Origin of the sequence: Niabella beijingensis, from assembly GCF_020034665.1 — a bacterium.
In the GTDB taxonomy this organism is placed as follows: Bacteria; Bacteroidota; Bacteroidia; order Chitinophagales; family Chitinophagaceae; genus Niabella; species Niabella beijingensis.
Genome location: NZ_JAIQDI010000002.1, coordinates 2,478,865 through 2,497,686, shown reverse-complemented (window position 1 = coordinate 2,497,686; position 18,822 = coordinate 2,478,865). Strand labels below are relative to the sequence as shown.

Genomic DNA, 18,822 nt, shown 5'->3' with positions numbered 1-18,822 from the left:
TTATTTTATTTTAATACTCAATCCTTTTATGGTTTGCCATCCTTCCCTGTCGGTGGCGCGTATCATAAAATGATAATCGCCGGGATCGATGGTTGCAGGAACCTGGATCTCTTCCGATACCATATGGTTCTTATTACCTGCCGGTATGGGAAAACTTTTTATCAATGTAAAGGGGTTGACGGGCGTTTTTAGAGCATCCAGCCCACAGTCATCCAGTTCGGTGCTGTGCGTGTGATGATCAAAATTGTGGTGAATGTCGATACTCACCGAACCCAGCTCCGCATTGTCGGATACGATGATCTTAGCAGAGAATGCGGTTCCTCTTCTGAGTTCCGAACACTGTTTGGGAAAAGCATCGGATGTGGTAACGTCAATGACCGGGTATTCCGTATCTGTTTTTGTGTCGTTGTCTTTGGAACAACCTGTGATCAGGCTTCCGCAGAGTGCAACGGCCAGCGTCATTTTTAAAAATTGATTGTACTTCATTGTTCTTTATGATTTAAAAAATTGAAAGGTATTTTTAGGGAAAGGATCAGGTTACGGCCGGGCTCTGGAAGACCTATCAGCCGGTAAAAGCTGGTGTGCACCATATACCTCGTGTTAAATGCATTTTGTAACTGAAGGCTGAGCCGGGCCTGCTGTTTTCCTATGATAAAACGGGTACCGGCCTGTATGTTCAATACAGTGAATCCTTTTGTTTTCTTTTCGGGCGGCACGATATTGTTTTGCGGCGCCGACAATCGGTAATCCACAGAAAAATAGGTCTGATGAAACGGTGCGGTTTTTATGGGTTGGAAGGTCAGGTTCATCAATGCTGTCGGGGCGGGCGAAAAGGGTAAGGTGTAACCTTTTTTATTACCGGAAAGCTGTCTGGAATAAAGATATTCCCCCAGAAATTCAGCACTTAGATTTTTCAGCAGCCGGTAGGTTATCTGTAATTCGGCGCCATATCTCATTACCCTGCTTTGCCGGTATTCAAAGACCTGGTTGCCGGCTCCATACAGGTAATCATGATCAGGGGTAGGGTTTAAATAGATGTAGTTGGGGAAATAATTGAAGAACGGGCTCAGTTGCACCTGCCACCTGTTTTGATCCAGAACGGCCGAAGCATCGATCTGATAGGACGCTTCTGGATCGAGGGCCGCATTCCCTTTCTCATAGCTGAAGTAGTGATAGTTGACTCCGTTGGCTGCAAGCTCTTTGGCAATGGGTACACGGTAGCTTTTGCCTATGTTCGCTTTCAGGCTCAGGTGCTTCCGGTTATGATTAATGCCGATGGATCCGGTGATACTGTTGAAATCCCGGTTGGTATTGCCGGCTCTTGAGATGTGAATGGCGCTGGTGTCGCCATTTTCAGCAACCGGCGATGGAAACCAGTCCGTATAATCATGAATGCGGATACCGGTATGATCATACCGGAGGGCGCCATGCAGCAGTGTCCGGTCCGTCAAATGGATCTTATCGTATATAAAGACCCCGATGCTTTTCTGATCAAATGCGGGCACTAAAAAACTCCAGCCGTTTATGGTGTTTTTCTGGATCTCACTGTTAAAACCAAATTCAAGTTCATGGTTGCCGAATGCTATCATGTCCTTTGCGTTTAAAGAATAAGTATTTTTTCTGAACGCTCGTTCCAGGTTGACCGGGATGGTCATCGTATCCGGGTATACTGCGGGCATGTAACCGTGGGTAACATAGTGATTGTATTCGCGGCGGTGATTGTTTTGATATCCGGCCGCCATCGTAATAACATGATGATGTATCATGAAATGACTCCTGTTGATCAGTTTGAAATGGTTGACCTGCTGATACGGCATTAAGATATCCCTGCTGTCCGCATCGTGTATTGCTGTATTTACGTTGCGGGGTTCCAGACCATGCGCATTGGCAAAAAAACCACTCTTATTATAGATGTTGGTTATGTCGAATACCGACTTAAACCGGCCGCTTATATAACCCGTGGTGAGATGCCCGTTCAATTCCCTGCCGGCGGTGTTCCTGAGGTGATGACGGTAAAGCTGAACCGGATAGTCGTAAACGTACAGGCTGTCGGCAGGCACCCGGTAATCGGCATAATCCTGAAATGTAATCCTGCCCGTTCCGAACCATTTTTGAGTTCTTCCATGCAGCTCCAGCGAACCCCCGTAAAGGGCATTGTTGGTTTTGCCGATCAGATTAACATTCCCTCCTAGGCTGCGGGGCGCCGGCGGCACCGGGTGTTTTATATTAATAGCGCCGGCTATAGCGTCGGAGCCATAGGCAAAGGATGCGGCCCCCTTTAGTATTTCCAGTTCTTCGACGGCGAACTGATCGATTTCAAGTCCGTGATCAGCGCCCCATTGCTGCCCTTCGTGTTTGATGTAGCCGTCAATCACCGCCACCCGGTTAAACCCCAGTCCCCGCAGCAGCGGTTTGGATTGCCCTGAACCGATACTGATCGTTTTGACACCGGGAAGCCGTTCAAGACTTTGCAGCAGGCTGCCTCCCAGGTTTTTTTGAATAAAATCGCTTTTTATGATCTCCAGGTTCAGCTGCTCCTGGTTTTTACGCTGGCGGGCCGTTGTGTTGTTGACCTGTACTTCCTGAAGCAGCCCTGCTTCCGGTTGTAGTGTTACAACTATTGAGCGATCATGTGTTGTAATAGCTATCTTTTTAGTAAAAGGCTGATATCCTTCCCTAAAAACGTGCAGGTAATAAGTGCCGGGCAGCAGTTCCTTAAACAGACCGGTGCCACCGGCGTCTGTAACAACATGGGTCTTATGATCTGCGATCCGGAGCTGTGCGTCCGGAACGGGGTTGTGACGAGGATCGGTAACGTTCACTGCAAGTTGGTACAGCTGGGCATTGCCCATACAGTATACCATACTGCAGCAAAGCAGGAATAACAGCTTCATGCCGGAGTGGAATGATTCAACAGGATTTGCAGTACAATACCTGTTTTCAGGGCCTGGTAAGACCCGTTAAATAATAGGATTTGAAAACCGCTGATTCATCAAGCGGATCTAAACGGAAGGAACGGATGGAGGAGGGCCCCTGTTGGCAGCATGTGGTAAGGCGATGGCATAAAGCTCCGGAACATACCGCCCGTCATGCCTGATCGGAACCGGTAAAAGCCGGGTCAGTTGAACGGCAGACAGAACCGGAACGATAAAACCGGTTCGGTAATGAAAATGATCGCAGGACAGGCAATGCGGATGATAGTCTGCAAAGTGATCCTGGTGGTTGCGACCCTGAAGCGCTGCTTTTGAATGATGGCGGTGAACCGACTGGACTGCCAGGGTTGCTGCCATCAGCAGTAAAAAGAACCCGGCCAGGATCCGCTGAACTATCACGCTTTTATGAAAAACAGGTTTTTTCAAAACTGCAACAAAGTTGCAATATTATCTGATTAAATCAAAAAGAAATTTTAATTTTTTTTCCGGCAGGGCCTGTGCTTTTCTAATTGAAGCAATTGCCCGCATCTGTGGCATGGTTGTGATAATTATCAGGTATCTCTTCAGAAGGTAATGCTCATCCCATCCCGAAGAAAGCGATCATTTATAGGATTCCGTAAAAGACTTGTGGAAATTATAACTAAATAAGGACAGCGCCTTTCCTGAATAGCTGTGCATCCTACATTTGCGCAGGATAAAAAAACAGGAACTTCTTTGCCTTGTTTTGGCAATATCAGATAACCCCGGCAATAGTAGCCGAAGGAAGCAGTCCAGGGTTTTAAAGTATAAGTACATGCGTTATTGATTAATTCCTGAACCGGAGATTTTAATCCGGCGCAGCATCATGATGACATTCCTGAATGCAATGGTAGCAGCATTGTTCTTGGGAAGGAGGGAAGTTCTTGTCCAAAATAAACACTAAAAACCAATATATGAATCTGAAATTAACTCGATGGCCGTTGCTATCCCTGCTTGCCATCTTTTTTGCCGGCCCGGCATTTTCCCAGCGTTCGCTGAAATATGAAAACGGGGGCGGGCCCTCCGGCAGTGGTGCATCCACTACGGATAAAACGGTGACCATCTATAACGGCGATGCCGGAGTATACAGTCCCACTACCACTGTAACGTATTCGTTAAGTAACCAGCAGTACACTTCTGTTGAAGGCAATGCCAATATTCCCGGCCTGGTATTCGGAGCGGCTGTCAACGGTAACGGAAATACTCCTTTGACAGCTCCGAACTATGGATTAATGAACCGGCTGGGCGGGTCAGGCAATACGCACTATTCCACCAACGGTGCTACACCGGCGATCAATGTGACCAATGATTACACGGTATCATTGATGACCATTGGCGATGCGTTGATCAATGCAAACGGCAGTAATAAAATCGCCACCAATACGAAAAATGTCTATTTCGGTGATCTGACCTTGACCTTTAACCGGCCGGTAAACAATCCCATCCTTCATTTTACAGGAATGGGTGGATTTTATAACGGCTCTAACGGTGCTTTAGGATTTGCAGCAGGTTTTGAACTGACGAATTCCGGGTACACACTTTCCCGCCTGGCAGGTAATTTTGCTTTCAGCCTGGTCAATAACAACAAAATATACAACTCTTCTGCACAGTTCACTACCGGCACCAATAACAGCAGTCCTTCTGCGGCCTCCGGCAGTGTTCTGGTGAATGGCAGCAATATCACTTCGCTTACCTTTAAGGTGCTGATGGACGGAGACAGGGCTGGCCGCAACTGGAGTGCCACGAATGTGGTGAATGGCGACGAGTTTTTGGTAGCTGTAACCCTCACCACCTACAATATCAGCGGTAATGTACTCAACGATGCCAATGGTATGAGTGATAATACCGTGAATGGTCCGGGAACCAACGCCGGCGGACTGAATGCCGTGCTGATCGATCCGGCAACGGGCAACGTTGTAGCAACGGTGCCTGTGAACGCAGATGGTACGTATAACTTTACCAACATACTGGGTGCCGATTATTCCATTGCAATTACCAAAGATAATGTTACGGTGGGCCAGGCATTTCCGGGGGTAGTACTTCCCGACGGGTGGGCGGCAACCGGAGAGAACCTGGGAACGGGTGCCGGAAGCGATGGTACCGCAGACGGCATCCTGACCGGGGTGAGCGTGAACGGTAATATTACAAATGCCAATTTTGGTGTGCAGCAAACACCTGTTACGGATAACAAGGAACAAACGATCCCCACACCAACCAGCGGCTCTATTCCCCAGGGCTCCATCACCACGCCGGTATCCGGAAATGATGCAGAAGACGGGGCGCTCGATAACGGCAATACTATTGTTATTACGGAACTGCCTTCAAACGGAACCATGTACTATAACGGCAACCCTGTAACGGCCGGGCAGCAGATCGGCAATTTTGATCCGGCGCTGCTTTCTTTTACGGATCTTCAGGATGGAACAAATGAAACGTCTTTCAAATACAGTTTCCTGGACGCAGCAGGACAGCAGAGCCAGCCCCCGGGCACATATACCATAAAATGGGACGGATACCTTCCGGTTACATTCGGACCGGTCACTGCTAAATTTTCCAATGGTCAGCTTCTGGTAAACTGGTCAACCGAAATGGAGCGCGACAACGATCATTTTGAAGTACAGGTGTCCAGAGACGGTACACATTTCGAAACGATCGCTACGGTGAAGTCCAAGGCAGCAAACGGGAATTCAGATCGCTCTATAAATTATGAACTGGCCCATTCGATGACCTCCGCCATGGGACTGGCCGGTATCCCGCTGATCCTCGCTGCATTGGTTGCGGTATCCATGAGAAGAAAGAAACAGCTCCTGTTACCGTTTATCGCCTTGTATGTTCTGTTTGGAGTGACCTCTTGCACCAAGAACGGAATGAATGAAACAAAACAGGACCGGACCTTGTTTGTGAAGATCCTGCAGGTGGATAAATCCGGGAATACCCGATCCTCCAAAATCGTAAAAGTAGTTGAAGAATAACCAGCACAAAAAGGGAGAACAAATTTGTTCTCCCTTTTTGATAATATGGTTAATGCTTTTGCCATACTATCCGCCATTTTTAAATGAGCAGCCTGTTATATTGTAAGGTACCTGCCGGGTTCTGAAAAGGTAAAGGCAATCGCGCTTATACGGGGTTTAACGAACCGGGGTTATCTGTCTTACCGGTTCCGGATTACAGGCTGGCATCATAAAACACGATCTGTTTACGGGGCCTTTTACGGATGTATGACTTACAGGTAACCGCTCTCAATACATTTTTTAATCAGCTCGGCCGTTTTCCTGCAGTCCAGTTTTCGCAGGATATTTTTATGATGCGTGCGAACTGTATGGTGCGAAAGATGTATGCTGCCGGCGATTTCCTTATCCGTAAGCCCTTTGTATAAGAGCACCAGGATCTCTTTTTCTTTTTTAGTCAGCAGAGGTGCCGTATGGCCATTTGACCGGGGATGAAGTGCGGCCTGGTGGCAGATCTTCAGATCGCCCAGGCCGGAAACGGTGACAATAAAATTATTTCGCCTGGTGATATGGTGTATGTTTGTATGGATGTTAATAGAATGCAGCAGCAGCCCGTTCTCATCTGTTGCCGCATGTATGGCCTGGTGATGAAATAGTTCGTATCTGTCTTCTGAGGTCTTCATCCTGAAACAATACGAAGATTTTAGATCGGGCTGATGTTCATAACCGATCTGGCCTATTTTTTCCAGGCTCCAGTTTTCAGCATTGCGCACAAATCCGATATCGTCCGGGTGGATCAGGTCAATGATCTCTTTCAGGTGAATGGGGTAGGCGTCCAGGGAATGAATGCGGAGCACGCTTTCGTTAAAATCGGAGACAGTGCCATTGGCCACGTCAATAACGTAGTGATAAAAGTCGCCGATTGCAAACATCTGGGCAACAATTTTTTCAATGTCTGGCAGCTTGTCCGCCGGGCGGGAATGTTTTGCAATAGCCAGGGGATAGCTGTCCCAGATATCTATTAGCGCATGTTGTTTTGGTCCCATTATAACTACAGTTGGTCTTCTTCAAAGTTATAATAGTTTCACCGGATTTCCGACCTGACAGATTATATCATATTTCCGACTTTATTGAACAGGGGCGGGGATGATTACAGGCAAGCTGTTAATAGCTGGCCAGGTAAACAGCGTGTTTTAGCCCCCTGTAAAATGATTTTGAGCTTATACCGGTCCTGAGATAGACCAGCGATTCCTCTTTGGGGATTTCTTTTGTAAATAGTTTCAAGGTGTACCTGCCGGGAACAACAAGGATATTCAGGTCATCCTGGCCCTGGAACACCATGTATGTTTTGTTTTTTGAATGCATGGAGGCGAAGGATTTACAAATGCCCTTATTGTTTTTATCATAGATCATCCATGCCACATCGCTGCCTCCTTCGGGTATGTGTTTAAAAAACCAGAATGTTTTTTGAGAAGCAGCATATTCACGAACAATAAACGGAATAACGGTTTCAAATTTGTCCATTTCTTTATTGAAAGAATATCTGAGCTTCGAAAGATCAACAACATCGCGCTCAAAGAGGGTACTGTCGTTAGGTTCCGTTATATAAAAAGTGAGCTCCGGGTTGTCGTAGTTTATTTTATTCTGAGCAGACAAACTGCAGAGGACAAAGCAAAGTACAGTTGTTAGTGTTAGTTGTTTCATTTTTTTGCTTTTAGGGAATATGCGTTAGTTGTAGCAGGATAAGGGGAGGCAGGTTTTATTGGCAGTAAGATGAAAAAGGATCCTTCTTTTGGGGATCAATACACCGCATGTCCGGTTTGTTGATCCCTGTTTGTTCAGTATAAAGAATTAAACCCTGATGGAGCAGACCAATGCAGGACACAGCTAATGCGGCGCCAGCTATTGGCTTATACTTTTCTTCCGGGAACTGTTGTTTAAAATACCCTGCACCCCCCGTGGGGTTAATGGATGCTGTTTTATCTATGCAAATAACACCAATATTAAGTGGTGAAACAATACCTCAAAAGCGGTATTTATGCCGGGATCGCGGCGGTGGGCCGGGAAAAATCAGTGCTTATTTTGCGGAGGGTATTTTTATCTCTTTTCCCGAACGCATAAAAATGCCGTTTCCTCTGTAGTGAACCGTTTCGGGATATTTTGGAGATCGGGCCACATACGCCCGCACTATTTCAAAGATAAAAAAATTATAACCGGTCACCAGCTTTTTGTCATACAGCCTGCATTCAAAGTTCGCATAACATTCTTTTATCAGGGGGCTTTTACCTTAACTGCTTTTTGCGGTGTTAATCCGAATTTTTCAAACTTATCCAGGTTGTAGCCACTGCAATTCCCGATTGCAACCAGTGTTTCCGCTAATCCGAAAGTGGGTATATTGATCACACATTCCCGGCTGTTTCTGACCAGTTCAAAACTGTAATTACCCGAGGAGATCATACAGCCGACCAGGGAGGGTGTAAACTCCAGTATGGTATACCATCCCATAGCCATAATATTATTCCTGTCTTTATAAAAAGAACTCAACAATACAGCAGGAGCGGGCTCCAGGTAGATCCGGGCCTCCGAAACCGGAAAGTCCTTTTTATGATAGTTCCGTGATTTCATTTTTGCAATGCTTTTCCCTGCAGGAGGCAGCCAAAAAAAGAGGCTGTATCAAAGGCCTGCATTGATGTGCCATACTGGCGGCAGCCAGAGCGGAATGACACGGTTAAGCCGACTTTTGAAACAGCCTCTTTATAAGAAAGCCGTTATTTTACATTAGCGCTGATAATCTTGGCCAGGTCGAACATGGAGATCTGGGATTTTCCCCCAAATAATGTTTTTAATTTGTCGTCTGCGTTGATCATTCTTTTGTTGGTGGTATCCTGCAGCCCTTCTTTTTTAATATATACCCAAACTTTTTTGATAATGTCCGGGCGGGATGCAGGCTTGTTGCCAATAACAGCCGCGAGTGCGGGACTGGGAGCAAGGGGCTGCAACAGGGCAGGATTTATTTTTCTTTTCTTTTTGGGTGCTGCTTTCTTTGGTGCTGCCTTTTTAGCCGCTGCTTTTTTGGGAGCCGCTTTTTTAGCCGCTACTTTTTTTGGTGCTGCTTTTTTTACGGGAGCTTTTGTGGCTTTTTTTGGTGCTGCCTTCTTAGCCGCTGCCTTTTTTGGTGCTGCTTTTTTTGCAGCAGATTTTTTAGCTGTTGCCATGATAATGGGTTAAAGTTTGAAATTTGGATAACGTTATAAAGTTAGCTAAAACATCGGTTAAAAATAAAATATATAAAACGGATCTCTTTTTTTCTTTCAGGAGGAAGCGGCGGAGGGACCCGGGCGGGGAAGGAGGATCCGGCCCCCCGGGTATTTATAATCAGCATTTTGCCGTTCCGGGAGGTGTAACCGGAGCTCCCCGGGGATAAATCGGGTATTATCCTGCTCCGGCCGGAGCCTTGAAAACGGGCTCCCAAGGCCCGGTCTGTCCAATGCTGCTGAAGAGCCGGTGTACGCCAGAAGGACCTTTACAGGGCAAACCGGCTCCCGGCGGGGAAGGATGGGGCGCACAGGGCGGTAAAATTATTTCGAACAGCATAATTTTTATATCTTGTACGGGTCTGAGAATAATAAGGAGCTGTACATATAAGATCAGCGGAAATGAAGGGGTCATTTGGTCATACCACGCCTTTGACGGAAAGCGATAAACGGTTGGTTGCCGGCATGGGCCGCCATCTTTTAGATCAACGGCAAAAAGAGCAGTTGTTAAGCAGGGATAAGGTTGTGTACTCGGGGCGGCTCGACAGGGTGGGGTACCTGGAGTCCGGCACACTGGAATATGTTATCGAAGGGCATCCTGTCAGCGTGGTGTTTCCCTTGGATCAGCTTGTCCGGTTTTCCAGGGAGCGCCTGGAATCCCTGGCCGGCGTACCCGTACGGCTGGAGGGCATTTCCCTGCAGGGAGATGATTGTATACTGCTCTTGCAGATGACCTATCCCGGGCAGATGCCGGAAGACCGGTGCACCGAAGATCAGCTGATGGAAATGCCGGATGCTACAAAGAACGGGATCCTGTTGTTCACCGAAGGGCTGAAGTTCTGCGCGTTTATATTTTTGCTTCTTTTTTTAGGACAGCTGTTCGATAAAAACGAACCGGAGCGGTACCGGGCGGCAACCTATTTCACAGGAGGAATCCTGCTTGTCTTTGCTGCCGGGTATTATTATATCGCCTCTAAGAAAAGTTCATGGCTCCGGCCGGTACCGGTCATGCATTTCAGAGGAATCGTCTGCCAGGTATTGTACATTGTAAATAGCAGCGGAGATACATCGAGCGATGAGGTACTTTATATAACCGGCAGCCAAACGTTCCGTACCTGGAAGCGGGACAAACATATTTGCCCGGGTGATGAAATTTATATTATCTATAAACCGTTTACGAAGACCGGGCTCAGAACGGTGAAGGCACCGGATGTACAGGAACTTGGAAAAATTGACCGGGTAGTTCTGTCTGATAATTAGTGATCATCCGTAACAAAGACTCCGGGTGCTCTCATTGATAAGGACCGTGTATTTTGGGTATGCATTTAATAAGTCGGCTATGAAACCAATCTGTTTTTCTTTTTTACTGTTGTTGTCCTTTTGCCTGGGCTGTAGGGCACAGCAACCGCCTGTTCTTCCCTCCTGGGCACTGGGCCCGTTTACACGCCCCCAGCCGGTCCGGCCGGTTATAACACCGGATCCGCAGCAACAATTTCCGGATCCGATGTCCGGGAAAAACGTTGCCTGGATGGGGCACGCTGCCTTTAACCCTGCGGCTATTGTAAAAGACGGGAAAATACAGGTCTTGTTCCGCGCAGAAGATAATTCCGGTGTTGATAAGATCGGAGCGCACACTTCAAGGATCGGACGGGCGGAAAGCACAGATGGCATTAACATGAAGATCTATCCGGCACCCGTGTGCTACCCCGGCAATGATGACCAGCGGGAATACGACTGGCCGGGAGGATGTGAAGACCCCCGTGTGGCCGTAACAGAAAAGGGGCTTTATGTGATGCTTTACACTTCCTGGAACCAGAAAACACCCCGGCTCAGTGTGGCAACCTCAACAGACCTGGTGCACTGGGTAAAGCATGGTCCGGCCTTCAAAACCGCATGGGGTGGCCGTTTCAGGGATGTTTCCAGTAAATCGGCTTCTATTGTCACGCAACCTGCAAACGGCCAGCTGGTCATTGCTAAAGTAAACGGAAAATACCTGATGTATTGGGGCGAGTATTTCGTGAACCCCGCGGTTTCCGACGATCTGATCAACTGGACGCCGGTGCTGGATGATAAAAAGGAGCTGTTGAAATTAATCGCACCCCGAAAAGGATATTTTGACAGCGACCTTACGGAATGCGGTCCCCCGGCGTTAGTTACCGGCAACGGCATCCTCCTGTTATATAATGGGAAAAATGCTCCCGGTGCCGGGGGGGATACCCGGTACCCTTCCAACAGCTATTGTGCCGGGCAGGTGCTGTTTGATAAAAAAGATCCCACCCGGGTTATCGGAAGACTGGACCAGCCATTCCTCTATCCGACGGAGCCCTTTGAGCGGTCTGGTCAGTATGCTGCCGGCACCGTATTCCTGGAGGGGCTGGTCTTTTACAAAGAAAAATGGTTTTTGTACTATGGCTGTGCCGATTCACGGGTGGGTGTTGCACTTTATGATCCCAAGAAGCGTTAGTGAACCGGTCCGCCCGTTGATCATCCTGCATTAATGTTTGTTCCGTTGACCGGGTGCATACGGTTTTGCCGATTTACTACCGGTCATTTTTTTTGCCTGACCAGGAGGAACTTTTCCGCTTCTGCCGGCTGTTCGCGGAGCAGAACAGGATAGCGCCATCGCTGCAATTATTACCAGGGGAATAATCCGTTTCATAAGATTTTATTAGGGGTACAGGAGTTTATATACCTTTCAAAGGTACACCATTTCATTTATAAAGGAGGCAGGGCGAAATGAACCGCCAAAAAATAGTTGCGGGTTGTTCGCGGTATTCTCTGCCGGTAGCGGGCGTGTTTCACCGGTTGGATTTATGCGCTTAGAATTGCTTTATATCGACCTTTCTGGTATGATCGGTCAGATTGAAAATGATCAGCGGATTATCTTTTTCCCGGATTGTTATGGTTTGTTGTTGATTGGTGATGGTCTGATTTCCCTCCCTGGTCTCCGCTGAGAAGGTAAAGGGCTTTGCCGGCAGGTTAAAGGAGAACCCTCCGGCGGCATCCGTAATAGCAGTAAACTGTTCGCCCTGTTTACTTGCTGCAATGATGGTGATGCCTTCAAGCAGCGGTGCGTCCTGCAGGAAGGCATTCTTTTCACTGACGATTTTTCCGGATATGGTGGCCGTTTTCACCAGTGCCACCTGCAGTTTTTGATTACGGGTTAATGATACGTCCACAGGATTTATCAGCCACCATCCGTTCCCGTCCTGGATCTGTAATTTGTAAACCGAAGGTTTCAGGTTGGTAAAGGCTATCTTCCCTTTATGATTGCTTTGTGCCAGGGATTGCCCCAATGCCGCAATTACATTTTCCACGGGATATTCATCGGGGTCCCAGCTGCCATTGGCATTTTTATCCCCGAAAAATACAACAGAAAGGCTTTTGTAGCCCGGTGCATTTTTCTGCATAAATGATTTTGTGATACTGACCTGGGTCTGCAGAAAATTATAGCCGGGATATTGCTGATAGGTATTGTACATGACCTGTGCAGAGACCTGCCAGGTTTTTTTAAAGCGGAAACTGACCTTGCCCTGTGCGGTATTGGACCAGCCCTGAAAATAATATCCATAATAATTCAGGTTGTCGGAGGCCTCCAGCTCCAACCGGTTATTTAAGGCTGCAAAACGCAGATAAGGCCCCAGGGTATACTGCCGGAATGTTCCCTGCTGCCAGGGCAATGGTTCCTGGATGAGATAAAACGGGTTGTATTGGAGCATTGCGTTAAAACCAATCAGTTTATAACTATAACTGAACCTTCCCTGCCATACATTGTAGTTTTTATTGGCCAGGTAGGGGTTGGAGCTCCTTACATTTCCATAGTCACCGGAAAACATCATTGTATGTCCGTTGATCGTGTAGGAAAGATCTGCTGCCAGGTGCCAGGAGGTGGAACGCAGTGCCAGTGCTGTACTGAGGATTTTTTGATCCAGTGCCTGGGTGTAAAAATAAGAGCGCAGGTTGATCAGCCAGCCCCGTGTCGTTGTTGCAAACCCCAGCTGGTATTCTGCCGTTTTGGTATGGAACAATGCGGGATAATAACTGCTCAGGTACCGGGGCGTATTGTTAACGACCTCGTAGTGTATAAAAACATGCTGTCGCGGATTAAAGTGATAATCGATATGCTCCTGTAATAATAAAGCGCCCCGTCTTAACCCGCTGTAATAGGGACTGCTGTAATAATTGTCCGACAGCAGGCTCCACCGTTTTTTATTATACCGGTACCGGAAACCGGCCGCATAACCGGTTTCGTTAGCCCTCCTGGCACCAGACAGTTTTTCATGGCTATAGCCCGCCTCAAGTTCCAGAAACTGGTCGCCTTTGAGCTGCCACCCCGACCGGGCATTGATAAGGTTTGTTTGCACACCGGTAAAAGGATCATTGCTGTTGATATAATTGAGACCGCTGTTATTGTTTTTTCCTGAATGCGTATAAGTCCCTGCCCAGATCGTTGCTTCTTCCCGCTGCCGGGTGATATCTGAAAAAAGCAGGTAATTATTCTTGACGTAGTAACCGCTTACTGCATTGGATGAATCCGGAAAGACCGAAAGTTTAACACCTTTACCAAACAATGAGTAGTCAAGGTTCTCAGCAATATTTCCCACCTGTGCCCCTAAGTGTTTGCCTTTGTAGGCGATCCATGAATCATACATTTCTGCCCCGGAAAAAGGTCTTGTATAGTAGTTGAGGTTTAGGTTATAGCGCAACTCGCTCCGGGTGGAAGGCTGCGCCACCCCTCTTGAGCCTAATTGATAGTAGCTTAAGCCATTGGTGGTGTTCCAGTAGCTCAGCTGTGCACTGTTGTTTATCAGCGAGGCGTCGGTAGAGCCGGCAATGGCAAATCGTTTTTCATTGGCCAGTACCAATACCTTTGCATAAGTGGCTCCCAGCTCCCTGCCAGACACCGCCTCCACCGCCTGTACAGACAGGCTGAAGTCTGAAATAAGATTTTGCGCCAGCCGGTTACGGAAATTAAAGGTCAGCACTTGCTGGCTTCCCGGTTGCAGGGTAATGGTTCTGTTATTATCGGTGATCTCCAGCCCTTCCGGATAGGGTTTTAGCCGCAGTGTAGTGGTCAGATCAGTATAACCGTTATTGATACACTTTACCTGTACCGTTCCCGTGTTTGTTTGGGTGTTTAAATAATTCACCGGGTTGATTACCGACAGTATGAATTGCTGTACATCGGGGGTATGGATAAAAAAAGAAGTCACCAGCGCGCCTGTTTTCCCGGTGATGCGATATCCGGCAGTTATTTTATTTCGCACGGTGCTGATCAGCGACGCACTTGTAAGGTACCGGACAGGAAACTGTTTCTTTTCGCGGGGATTAAGCCGTACCGTATCCGGCAGGCCGATCAGGGCAAAGGAATCGGAGACGGTCTTTTTTAAAAGAACGGATTCGTTCAAATTGTTTGCAACCCGTAATGTATTGGAAAAGGTTTCGCCATAAATGGCAGACACACTGTCTTCTGAAAAGGAGAGGGATACAGGCTGCTGTTGCCCGTTGGAAAAAAGGCATAATCCGGAGAAAGAGCATGTCAACAAGCATCTTCTTAACCCTGGAAAAGGTACATATAAAAATAATAGGTTCAGCAAGTGTTAAGAGGATATAGCGGTTTTACACTACAAAATAAAAAATAAAATTTATCTTTTAATTGTTTTTTATTGTAAATTTATATCAGCAAAACCTCTGAACAATGACTCATATGAAATTTTATAAACTTTTGGTGGCGACCACTTTTGTTCTGGGAGCTTCCGTTACAGCAACAAACGCCCAGACTACCGGTACCACAAATCTTCATGTAGTGATCAATCCGCTGCTTAGTATTACTGTTCAGCAGCCGGATGTTACACTTTCCTTTACAACATTGGCCGACTACCAGAACGGTGTTACCACGCCCATGACAGGACATCTTTTAATTACAAGTATTCTTCCGTATACGGTGAGTCTTGCTGCAAACGCAGCCACCCTGGCCGGTACAGGAGGCAATACCGAGACGGTGAATGCAGCGGCGGTTTCGGTTACGGCTCCGGCCACGGCCAACAATACCACGCTGCCGGGTAATAATCTTCAAACGATCACATCGCTTTCTACCACGGCAGCGCCGCTGATAGGGGGATCTTATGCACTGGCCGCACCTGCTGATGTTACGTATTCGATCCCCCAGGGAAATGTAGCTACGGAGATCCTTGGGAAAGCGCCGGACACTTATACAGTAGCGCTTACTTATTCGATTACTAACCCCTGATCATAATACAGAAGAAAACGGTGCTGTCTAAAAAAAGAACATTCCGGGATATCCCAAAGGACCGGAGCATCCAGTGCTGCTCCGGTTTTATTTTGTTGTTTTACCTGTTGCAGGCCATCTTCGCTTTTAACCAGGTTGCTGCGCAGGGTGTGGCCGTTACACCTTCCCGTATTTTTTTTAACAGTACAGCAGGGCAGCTGGCAACAGAACGTATCCGTGTTTCAAATACCGACAGCGGGATCCTTGTTTTGAACGCGACTCTGAAAGACTGGTACCGGGATAGCCTGGGAAATAAGATCTATTCGGACCCGGGCAGCCTCCCTGCGTCCAATGCCGGCTGGATGCGGGTGGATCCGCTGCAGCTGGTACTGCAGCCCGGTGAGTCAAAGGAAGTGACGGTTTCCATGAAAGTGCCCGCCGCGGCAAAGCCGGTGACCAACAGCATGCTCTTCCTGACACAGGTCAACGAGCGGAAGCCTGTTATGGGAATTGATAAGTCGGGCAAAAAAGTAGCGATACTCATTAAAGTGGAAATTGGGATACAGCTTTACAACATACTGCCGGCTCTGGGCAAAAAGAACCTTGAGTTTACAGCGCTTCAGGACAGAGGTGTAATGGCGGACTCTGCGCGGTGCCTGGCCGCCACGATTCAAAATAGCGGCGAGGTGCCTGCAGATGCTATCCTGCGTGGGGAACTGACCCAAAAGAGTTCCGGAAATAACATCAAACTGCAGCCCCGGACCCTATCAATGCTACCAGGTGCTTCACAGCTGGTTCTTATCAGGATTCCGGCAAATTTAGCTCCCGGGCAGTACCAGGCAACCCTGATACTGGACGGGGGAGACGGAACCGATCTCAAAGTAGCGCAAAAGGAAATAGTCTATGAATAGAAGCTATTTCTCCCTGTTGTTTTTAGGTTGCTTTACCACACTGTTAAGTAAAGCGCAGAACCCTTCTCTTACGATTACCAGCAGTAATATAGCCAGTGAAGTAGCCGTCAGCGACAACTCGTTTACGGCCAACAGCTGTCTGCTGGCCCTGGGGGCCTATATACGGGCAAGGGCCGCCGCTGATTTTACCCCTGTATTGACGCCCTCGATACTGTCGAAAATAAGGTTGCTTGTTACGGCTATCGGCCCTAATATAAGTCTGGGCGGCTCCTCAACCGAGCGTGCACTCTCTACCGCTGATCAAACCCTTTATTCCGCGCTGCTGTCGCTGGCAAGCGGCGGGGCTGTTACGATCCGCTACCGGATCCCTCAGACAGAAATGACCAGTTACGCGTGGAAGGCGGGAACCTACAGCACCAATCTGATCTTTACAACACCCGGGGGCACACTGTGTTTAGGGGCCAGTACTTATCCCGGAACCCTAAGGGTTATTGTCAATCCTTTTATCGTTGTTCCTGCACCGGCAGGCATAACCGCTACCGTGGATAATCTTGATTATTTCAGGAGCACTGCGCTAAGCAGCAGCCATACACTGCCGTTCACTTATACGGTTCCGCTGGGATTGCGTGTTAAAACAGCAACATCCACTTTTGCATACAGCAATGGATATCCGGGTGCTCCCAATCCGGGTACCGGCACCGGTAACCTGTCGGCCAGTGTATCAGCTCCCGTTCCGGGGGCAGGCATTGCGCTGAGCAGCACCTATCAGAATCTTTCCCCGGCAGGTGGTTATACAGTTCCCGCAGGTAATAAGCAGACGAATACCGTCAGTTATACGATCACCCCGGCGAATCTCAAAGCGGGGTTTATACAAAAAGGAACGTATATTGCCACGCTTAACTATGAGGCTTTTGATGCCGGCACCACGCCACAGGCCGCCACTGTTTCACCATCCTCCCTGTTTACGGTTAACGTAGCAGATCTCGGCGAGCTGCGTGTAAACAACAGTGATGTGACGCTGTCGTTTAATAACCTGAACGATTATCAGGAGGGTGTATCAGCCAGTTTGAACAATGCGCTTACGATCAGTAAAACCACCGCTTATGATGTGTATGTAAAAGCTTCCTCTTCCAGCCTTGTAAATGGCAGCAATACAATTCCGGTGGGCTGTGTTTCCATATCCTCAAGCACAGGGGACCCGTCAGTGACGCCCGTTACACTTTCGTCAACTGCGCAGAAGATCCTATCCGCTTCCGCTCCGGTCATCGACCGGCAGGTAGGATTGCAATACAGCATTGCTGCTGACAAGGTACCCCAGGTACTTGGTAAGCCCCCGGGCACTTATAACACCACAATTACTTACAGTTTTGTGGCACCATGAAAAGTAAAGACGGTTGCTTTACTGGTGATACGGGGGCGGCTGAAGCAACAGCAGGCAACCGGATCCGGGGAGACCGCTGCGATACAAAAACCCTCCTGTAACGGCTTCCACATATCCCGTACTTTTATATTACTATCCGCTTGCCGGCTTTGTCCAGGTACCCTGCACAGCTTCCGGAACACCGGTTGCAGTGGTAAATATTTTTGAGCGGAAAGTGGTTGCCAAGGAATTTTTATTAGTATTATTGTACTACAATATTAAATAATGGCTACAGAACTTACTCCGATCAACAAAAAATCGATGGCTGAACACGTGGAATTCAGCCTGCAAAAATACCTGAGAGAAAATAATTTTAAGATTGGAGATGCATTGCCAACAGAGCTGGAGCTGGCCAACCGGCTTGGAGTAAGCAGGAATGTGGTACGGGAGGCGCTGAGCAAATTCAAGATGATGGGCATCATTGAGAGCAAGAAGAAGGTAGGAATGGTGGTATCCAATCCGGACTTTGTGGGAACCATGGAGAAACTGCTGCATCCGACCATAATGGACGACAGCACCTTGCAGGACCTGTTTGAACTGCGGCTGGTACTGGAGATGGGCATTGCAGAACTGTTATTTGCCCGCATTACCCGTCAGGATATAAAAGAGTTGGAAGAAATTGTTGAAAAAGAAGAAAAGACAACAGAGAAGGGACCTTTCCGGATCAAAAATGAGATCGCTTTTCACGGTAAGCTTTATGATATTACCGGGAATACCACGCTCCGGAAGTTTCAGCTGCTGCTGTTGCCTGTTTTTGAATATGTGATAAAGCTGGAAGGGGATCAGCTCATATCAGGTGCCGTAAACCACAAAGGATTGATCCAGATCTTAAAGAAGGGAACAATAGAAGATTTTAAAAAAGGGATGGTCAGCCACCTGCAGCCTCACTTCGACCGGATCAAGAAATAAGCCCCGGACCTGCATTTCACCTGCCCGGTTAAAAGTGCTGAAAAAAAATTTGCACAGATAAAATAATAGCCTACATTTGTTATGTAGAACATAAGAGCTAAAAAACGAATGCCTGCCGGATGAATAAGACCCGGTTGCCGGATTACCTGCTGACGGTTGCTTTATGAAGGATCGTAAGATATTCGTTGCTCAGTTGTGTT

General features: G+C 47.8%; 15 protein-coding genes. 7 read left to right on the top strand and 8 right to left on the bottom strand.

Going from position 1 to position 18,822, the window contains the following annotated elements; genetic code table 11:
• The 3 genes from K7B07_RS26450 to K7B07_RS26440 all read right to left on the bottom strand — a co-directional run bounded on the left by K7B07_RS26450 (position 1) and on the right by K7B07_RS26440 (position 3,332).
• On the bottom strand, positions 1-486 hold the full coding sequence (locus K7B07_RS26450) for a DUF4625 domain-containing protein (protein ID WP_223713559.1): 486 nt from the start codon (positions 484-486) through the stop codon (positions 1-3).
• Positions 483-2,894 (bottom strand): TonB-dependent receptor, encoded by a 2,412-nt coding sequence (locus K7B07_RS26445; protein WP_223713558.1) that lies wholly within the window; start codon positions 2,892-2,894, stop codon positions 483-485. The genes K7B07_RS26450 and K7B07_RS26445 overlap by 4 nt, the downstream gene beginning before the upstream one ends.
• A gap of 108 nt (positions 2,895-3,002) precedes the next feature.
• Positions 3,003-3,332, bottom strand: coding sequence for a hypothetical protein (locus K7B07_RS26440; RefSeq protein WP_223713557.1), 330 nt, complete (start codon positions 3,330-3,332; stop codon positions 3,003-3,005).
• Positions 3,333-3,865: 533 nt separating this feature from the next.
• Between K7B07_RS26440 and K7B07_RS26435 the strand changes: the two genes are divergently transcribed.
• Complete coding sequence (locus K7B07_RS26435; protein WP_223713556.1) at positions 3,866-5,923, top strand: hypothetical protein; 2,058 nt, start codon at positions 3,866-3,868, stop codon at positions 5,921-5,923.
• A gap of 251 nt (positions 5,924-6,174) precedes the next feature.
• Here the strand turns inward: K7B07_RS26435 and K7B07_RS26430 are convergent, their stop codons facing one another.
• From K7B07_RS26430 to K7B07_RS26415, 4 genes are all read right to left on the bottom strand, one after another.
• Positions 6,175-6,945 (bottom strand): helix-turn-helix transcriptional regulator, encoded by a 771-nt coding sequence (locus K7B07_RS26430; protein ID WP_223713555.1) that lies wholly within the window; start codon positions 6,943-6,945, stop codon positions 6,175-6,177.
• 118 nt (positions 6,946-7,063) lie between these two features.
• Positions 7,064-7,603: a hypothetical protein gene (locus tag K7B07_RS26425; protein ID WP_223713554.1), complete on the bottom strand. Its 540-nt coding sequence runs from the start codon at positions 7,601-7,603 to the stop codon at positions 7,064-7,066.
• Positions 7,604-8,170: 567 nt separating this feature from the next.
• Positions 8,171-8,524, bottom strand: coding sequence for a flavin reductase family protein (locus K7B07_RS27840; RefSeq protein ID WP_338041413.1), 354 nt, complete (start codon positions 8,522-8,524; stop codon positions 8,171-8,173).
• A gap of 143 nt (positions 8,525-8,667) precedes the next feature.
• A complete protein-coding gene (locus K7B07_RS26415; protein ID WP_223713553.1) occupies positions 8,668-9,114 on the bottom strand; it encodes an SWIB/MDM2 domain-containing protein in 447 nt (148 codons plus the stop codon).
• Between the two features lie 441 nt (positions 9,115-9,555).
• Here K7B07_RS26415 and K7B07_RS26410 point away from each other — a divergent pair, with 441 nt between their 5' ends.
• Together K7B07_RS26410 and K7B07_RS26405 are read left to right on the top strand one after the other, a co-directional pair.
• The gene (locus tag K7B07_RS26410; protein ID WP_223713552.1) at positions 9,556-10,413 is read left to right on the top strand and encodes a hypothetical protein; all 858 of its coding nucleotides are present in this window, start codon (positions 9,556-9,558) and stop codon (positions 10,411-10,413) included.
• Positions 10,414-10,492: 79 nt separating this feature from the next.
• On the top strand, positions 10,493-11,617 hold the full coding sequence (locus K7B07_RS26405) for a glycoside hydrolase family 130 protein (RefSeq protein ID WP_223713551.1): 1,125 nt from the start codon (positions 10,493-10,495) through the stop codon (positions 11,615-11,617).
• A 355-nt stretch (positions 11,618-11,972) separates the two neighbouring features.
• On the opposite strand, the gene K7B07_RS26400 is transcribed toward K7B07_RS26405, so the two are convergent.
• Entirely contained in the window at positions 11,973-14,696 is a 2,724-nt protein-coding gene (locus tag K7B07_RS26400) for a carboxypeptidase-like regulatory domain-containing protein (protein ID WP_223713550.1), read from the bottom strand.
• 164 nt (positions 14,697-14,860) lie between these two features.
• On the opposite strand from K7B07_RS26400, the gene K7B07_RS26395 reads away from it, so the two are divergent.
• The 4 genes from K7B07_RS26395 to K7B07_RS26380 all read left to right on the top strand — a co-directional run bounded on the left by K7B07_RS26395 (position 14,861) and on the right by K7B07_RS26380 (position 18,622).
• The gene (locus K7B07_RS26395) at positions 14,861-15,403 is read left to right on the top strand and encodes a hypothetical protein (RefSeq protein WP_223713549.1); all 543 of its coding nucleotides are present in this window, start codon (positions 14,861-14,863) and stop codon (positions 15,401-15,403) included.
• A 20-nt stretch (positions 15,404-15,423) separates the two neighbouring features.
• Positions 15,424-16,293 carry a COG1470 family protein gene (locus tag K7B07_RS26390; protein WP_223713548.1) on the top strand — a complete coding sequence of 290 codons (870 nt, stop codon included), beginning with the start codon at positions 15,424-15,426 and terminating at the stop codon, positions 16,291-16,293.
• A complete protein-coding gene (locus tag K7B07_RS26385) occupies positions 16,286-17,674 on the top strand; it encodes a hypothetical protein (protein ID WP_223713547.1) in 1,389 nt (462 codons plus the stop codon). The genes K7B07_RS26390 and K7B07_RS26385 overlap by 8 nt, the downstream gene beginning before the upstream one ends.
• A gap of 264 nt (positions 17,675-17,938) precedes the next feature.
• Positions 17,939-18,622, top strand: coding sequence for a FadR/GntR family transcriptional regulator (locus tag K7B07_RS26380; protein ID WP_223713546.1), 684 nt, complete (start codon positions 17,939-17,941; stop codon positions 18,620-18,622).
• The last annotated feature ends 200 nt before the right edge of the window (positions 18,623-18,822 follow it).

Excerpts from the sequence above, each read along its gene's own strand:
- K7B07_RS27840 (WP_338041413.1), bottom strand. The coding sequence starts at position 8,524 with ATGAAATCACGGAACTATCATAAAAAGGACTTTCCGGTTTCGGAGGCC.
- K7B07_RS26380 (WP_223713546.1), top strand. The coding sequence starts at position 17,939 with ATGGCTACAGAACTTACTCCGATCAACAAAAAATCGATGGCTGAACAC.
- K7B07_RS26410 (WP_223713552.1), top strand. The coding sequence starts at position 9,556 with ATGAAGGGGTCATTTGGTCATACCACGCCTTTGACGGAAAGCGATAAA.
- K7B07_RS26435 (WP_223713556.1), top strand. The coding sequence starts at position 3,866 with ATGAATCTGAAATTAACTCGATGGCCGTTGCTATCCCTGCTTGCCATC.
- K7B07_RS26430 (WP_223713555.1), bottom strand. The coding sequence starts at position 6,945 with ATGGGACCAAAACAACATGCGCTAATAGATATCTGGGACAGCTATCCC.
- K7B07_RS26425 (WP_223713554.1), bottom strand. The coding sequence starts at position 7,603 with ATGAAACAACTAACACTAACAACTGTACTTTGCTTTGTCCTCTGCAGT.
- K7B07_RS26385 (WP_223713547.1), top strand. The coding sequence starts at position 16,286 with ATGAATAGAAGCTATTTCTCCCTGTTGTTTTTAGGTTGCTTTACCACA.
- K7B07_RS26415 (WP_223713553.1), bottom strand. The coding sequence starts at position 9,114 with ATGGCAACAGCTAAAAAATCTGCTGCAAAAAAAGCAGCACCAAAAAAG.
- K7B07_RS26445 (WP_223713558.1), bottom strand. The coding sequence starts at position 2,894 with ATGAAGCTGTTATTCCTGCTTTGCTGCAGTATGGTATACTGTATGGGC.
- K7B07_RS26450 (WP_223713559.1), bottom strand. The coding sequence starts at position 486 with ATGAAGTACAATCAATTTTTAAAAATGACGCTGGCCGTTGCACTCTGC.
- K7B07_RS26405 (WP_223713551.1), top strand. The coding sequence starts at position 10,493 with ATGAAACCAATCTGTTTTTCTTTTTTACTGTTGTTGTCCTTTTGCCTG.
- K7B07_RS26395 (WP_223713549.1), top strand. The coding sequence starts at position 14,861 with ATGAAATTTTATAAACTTTTGGTGGCGACCACTTTTGTTCTGGGAGCT.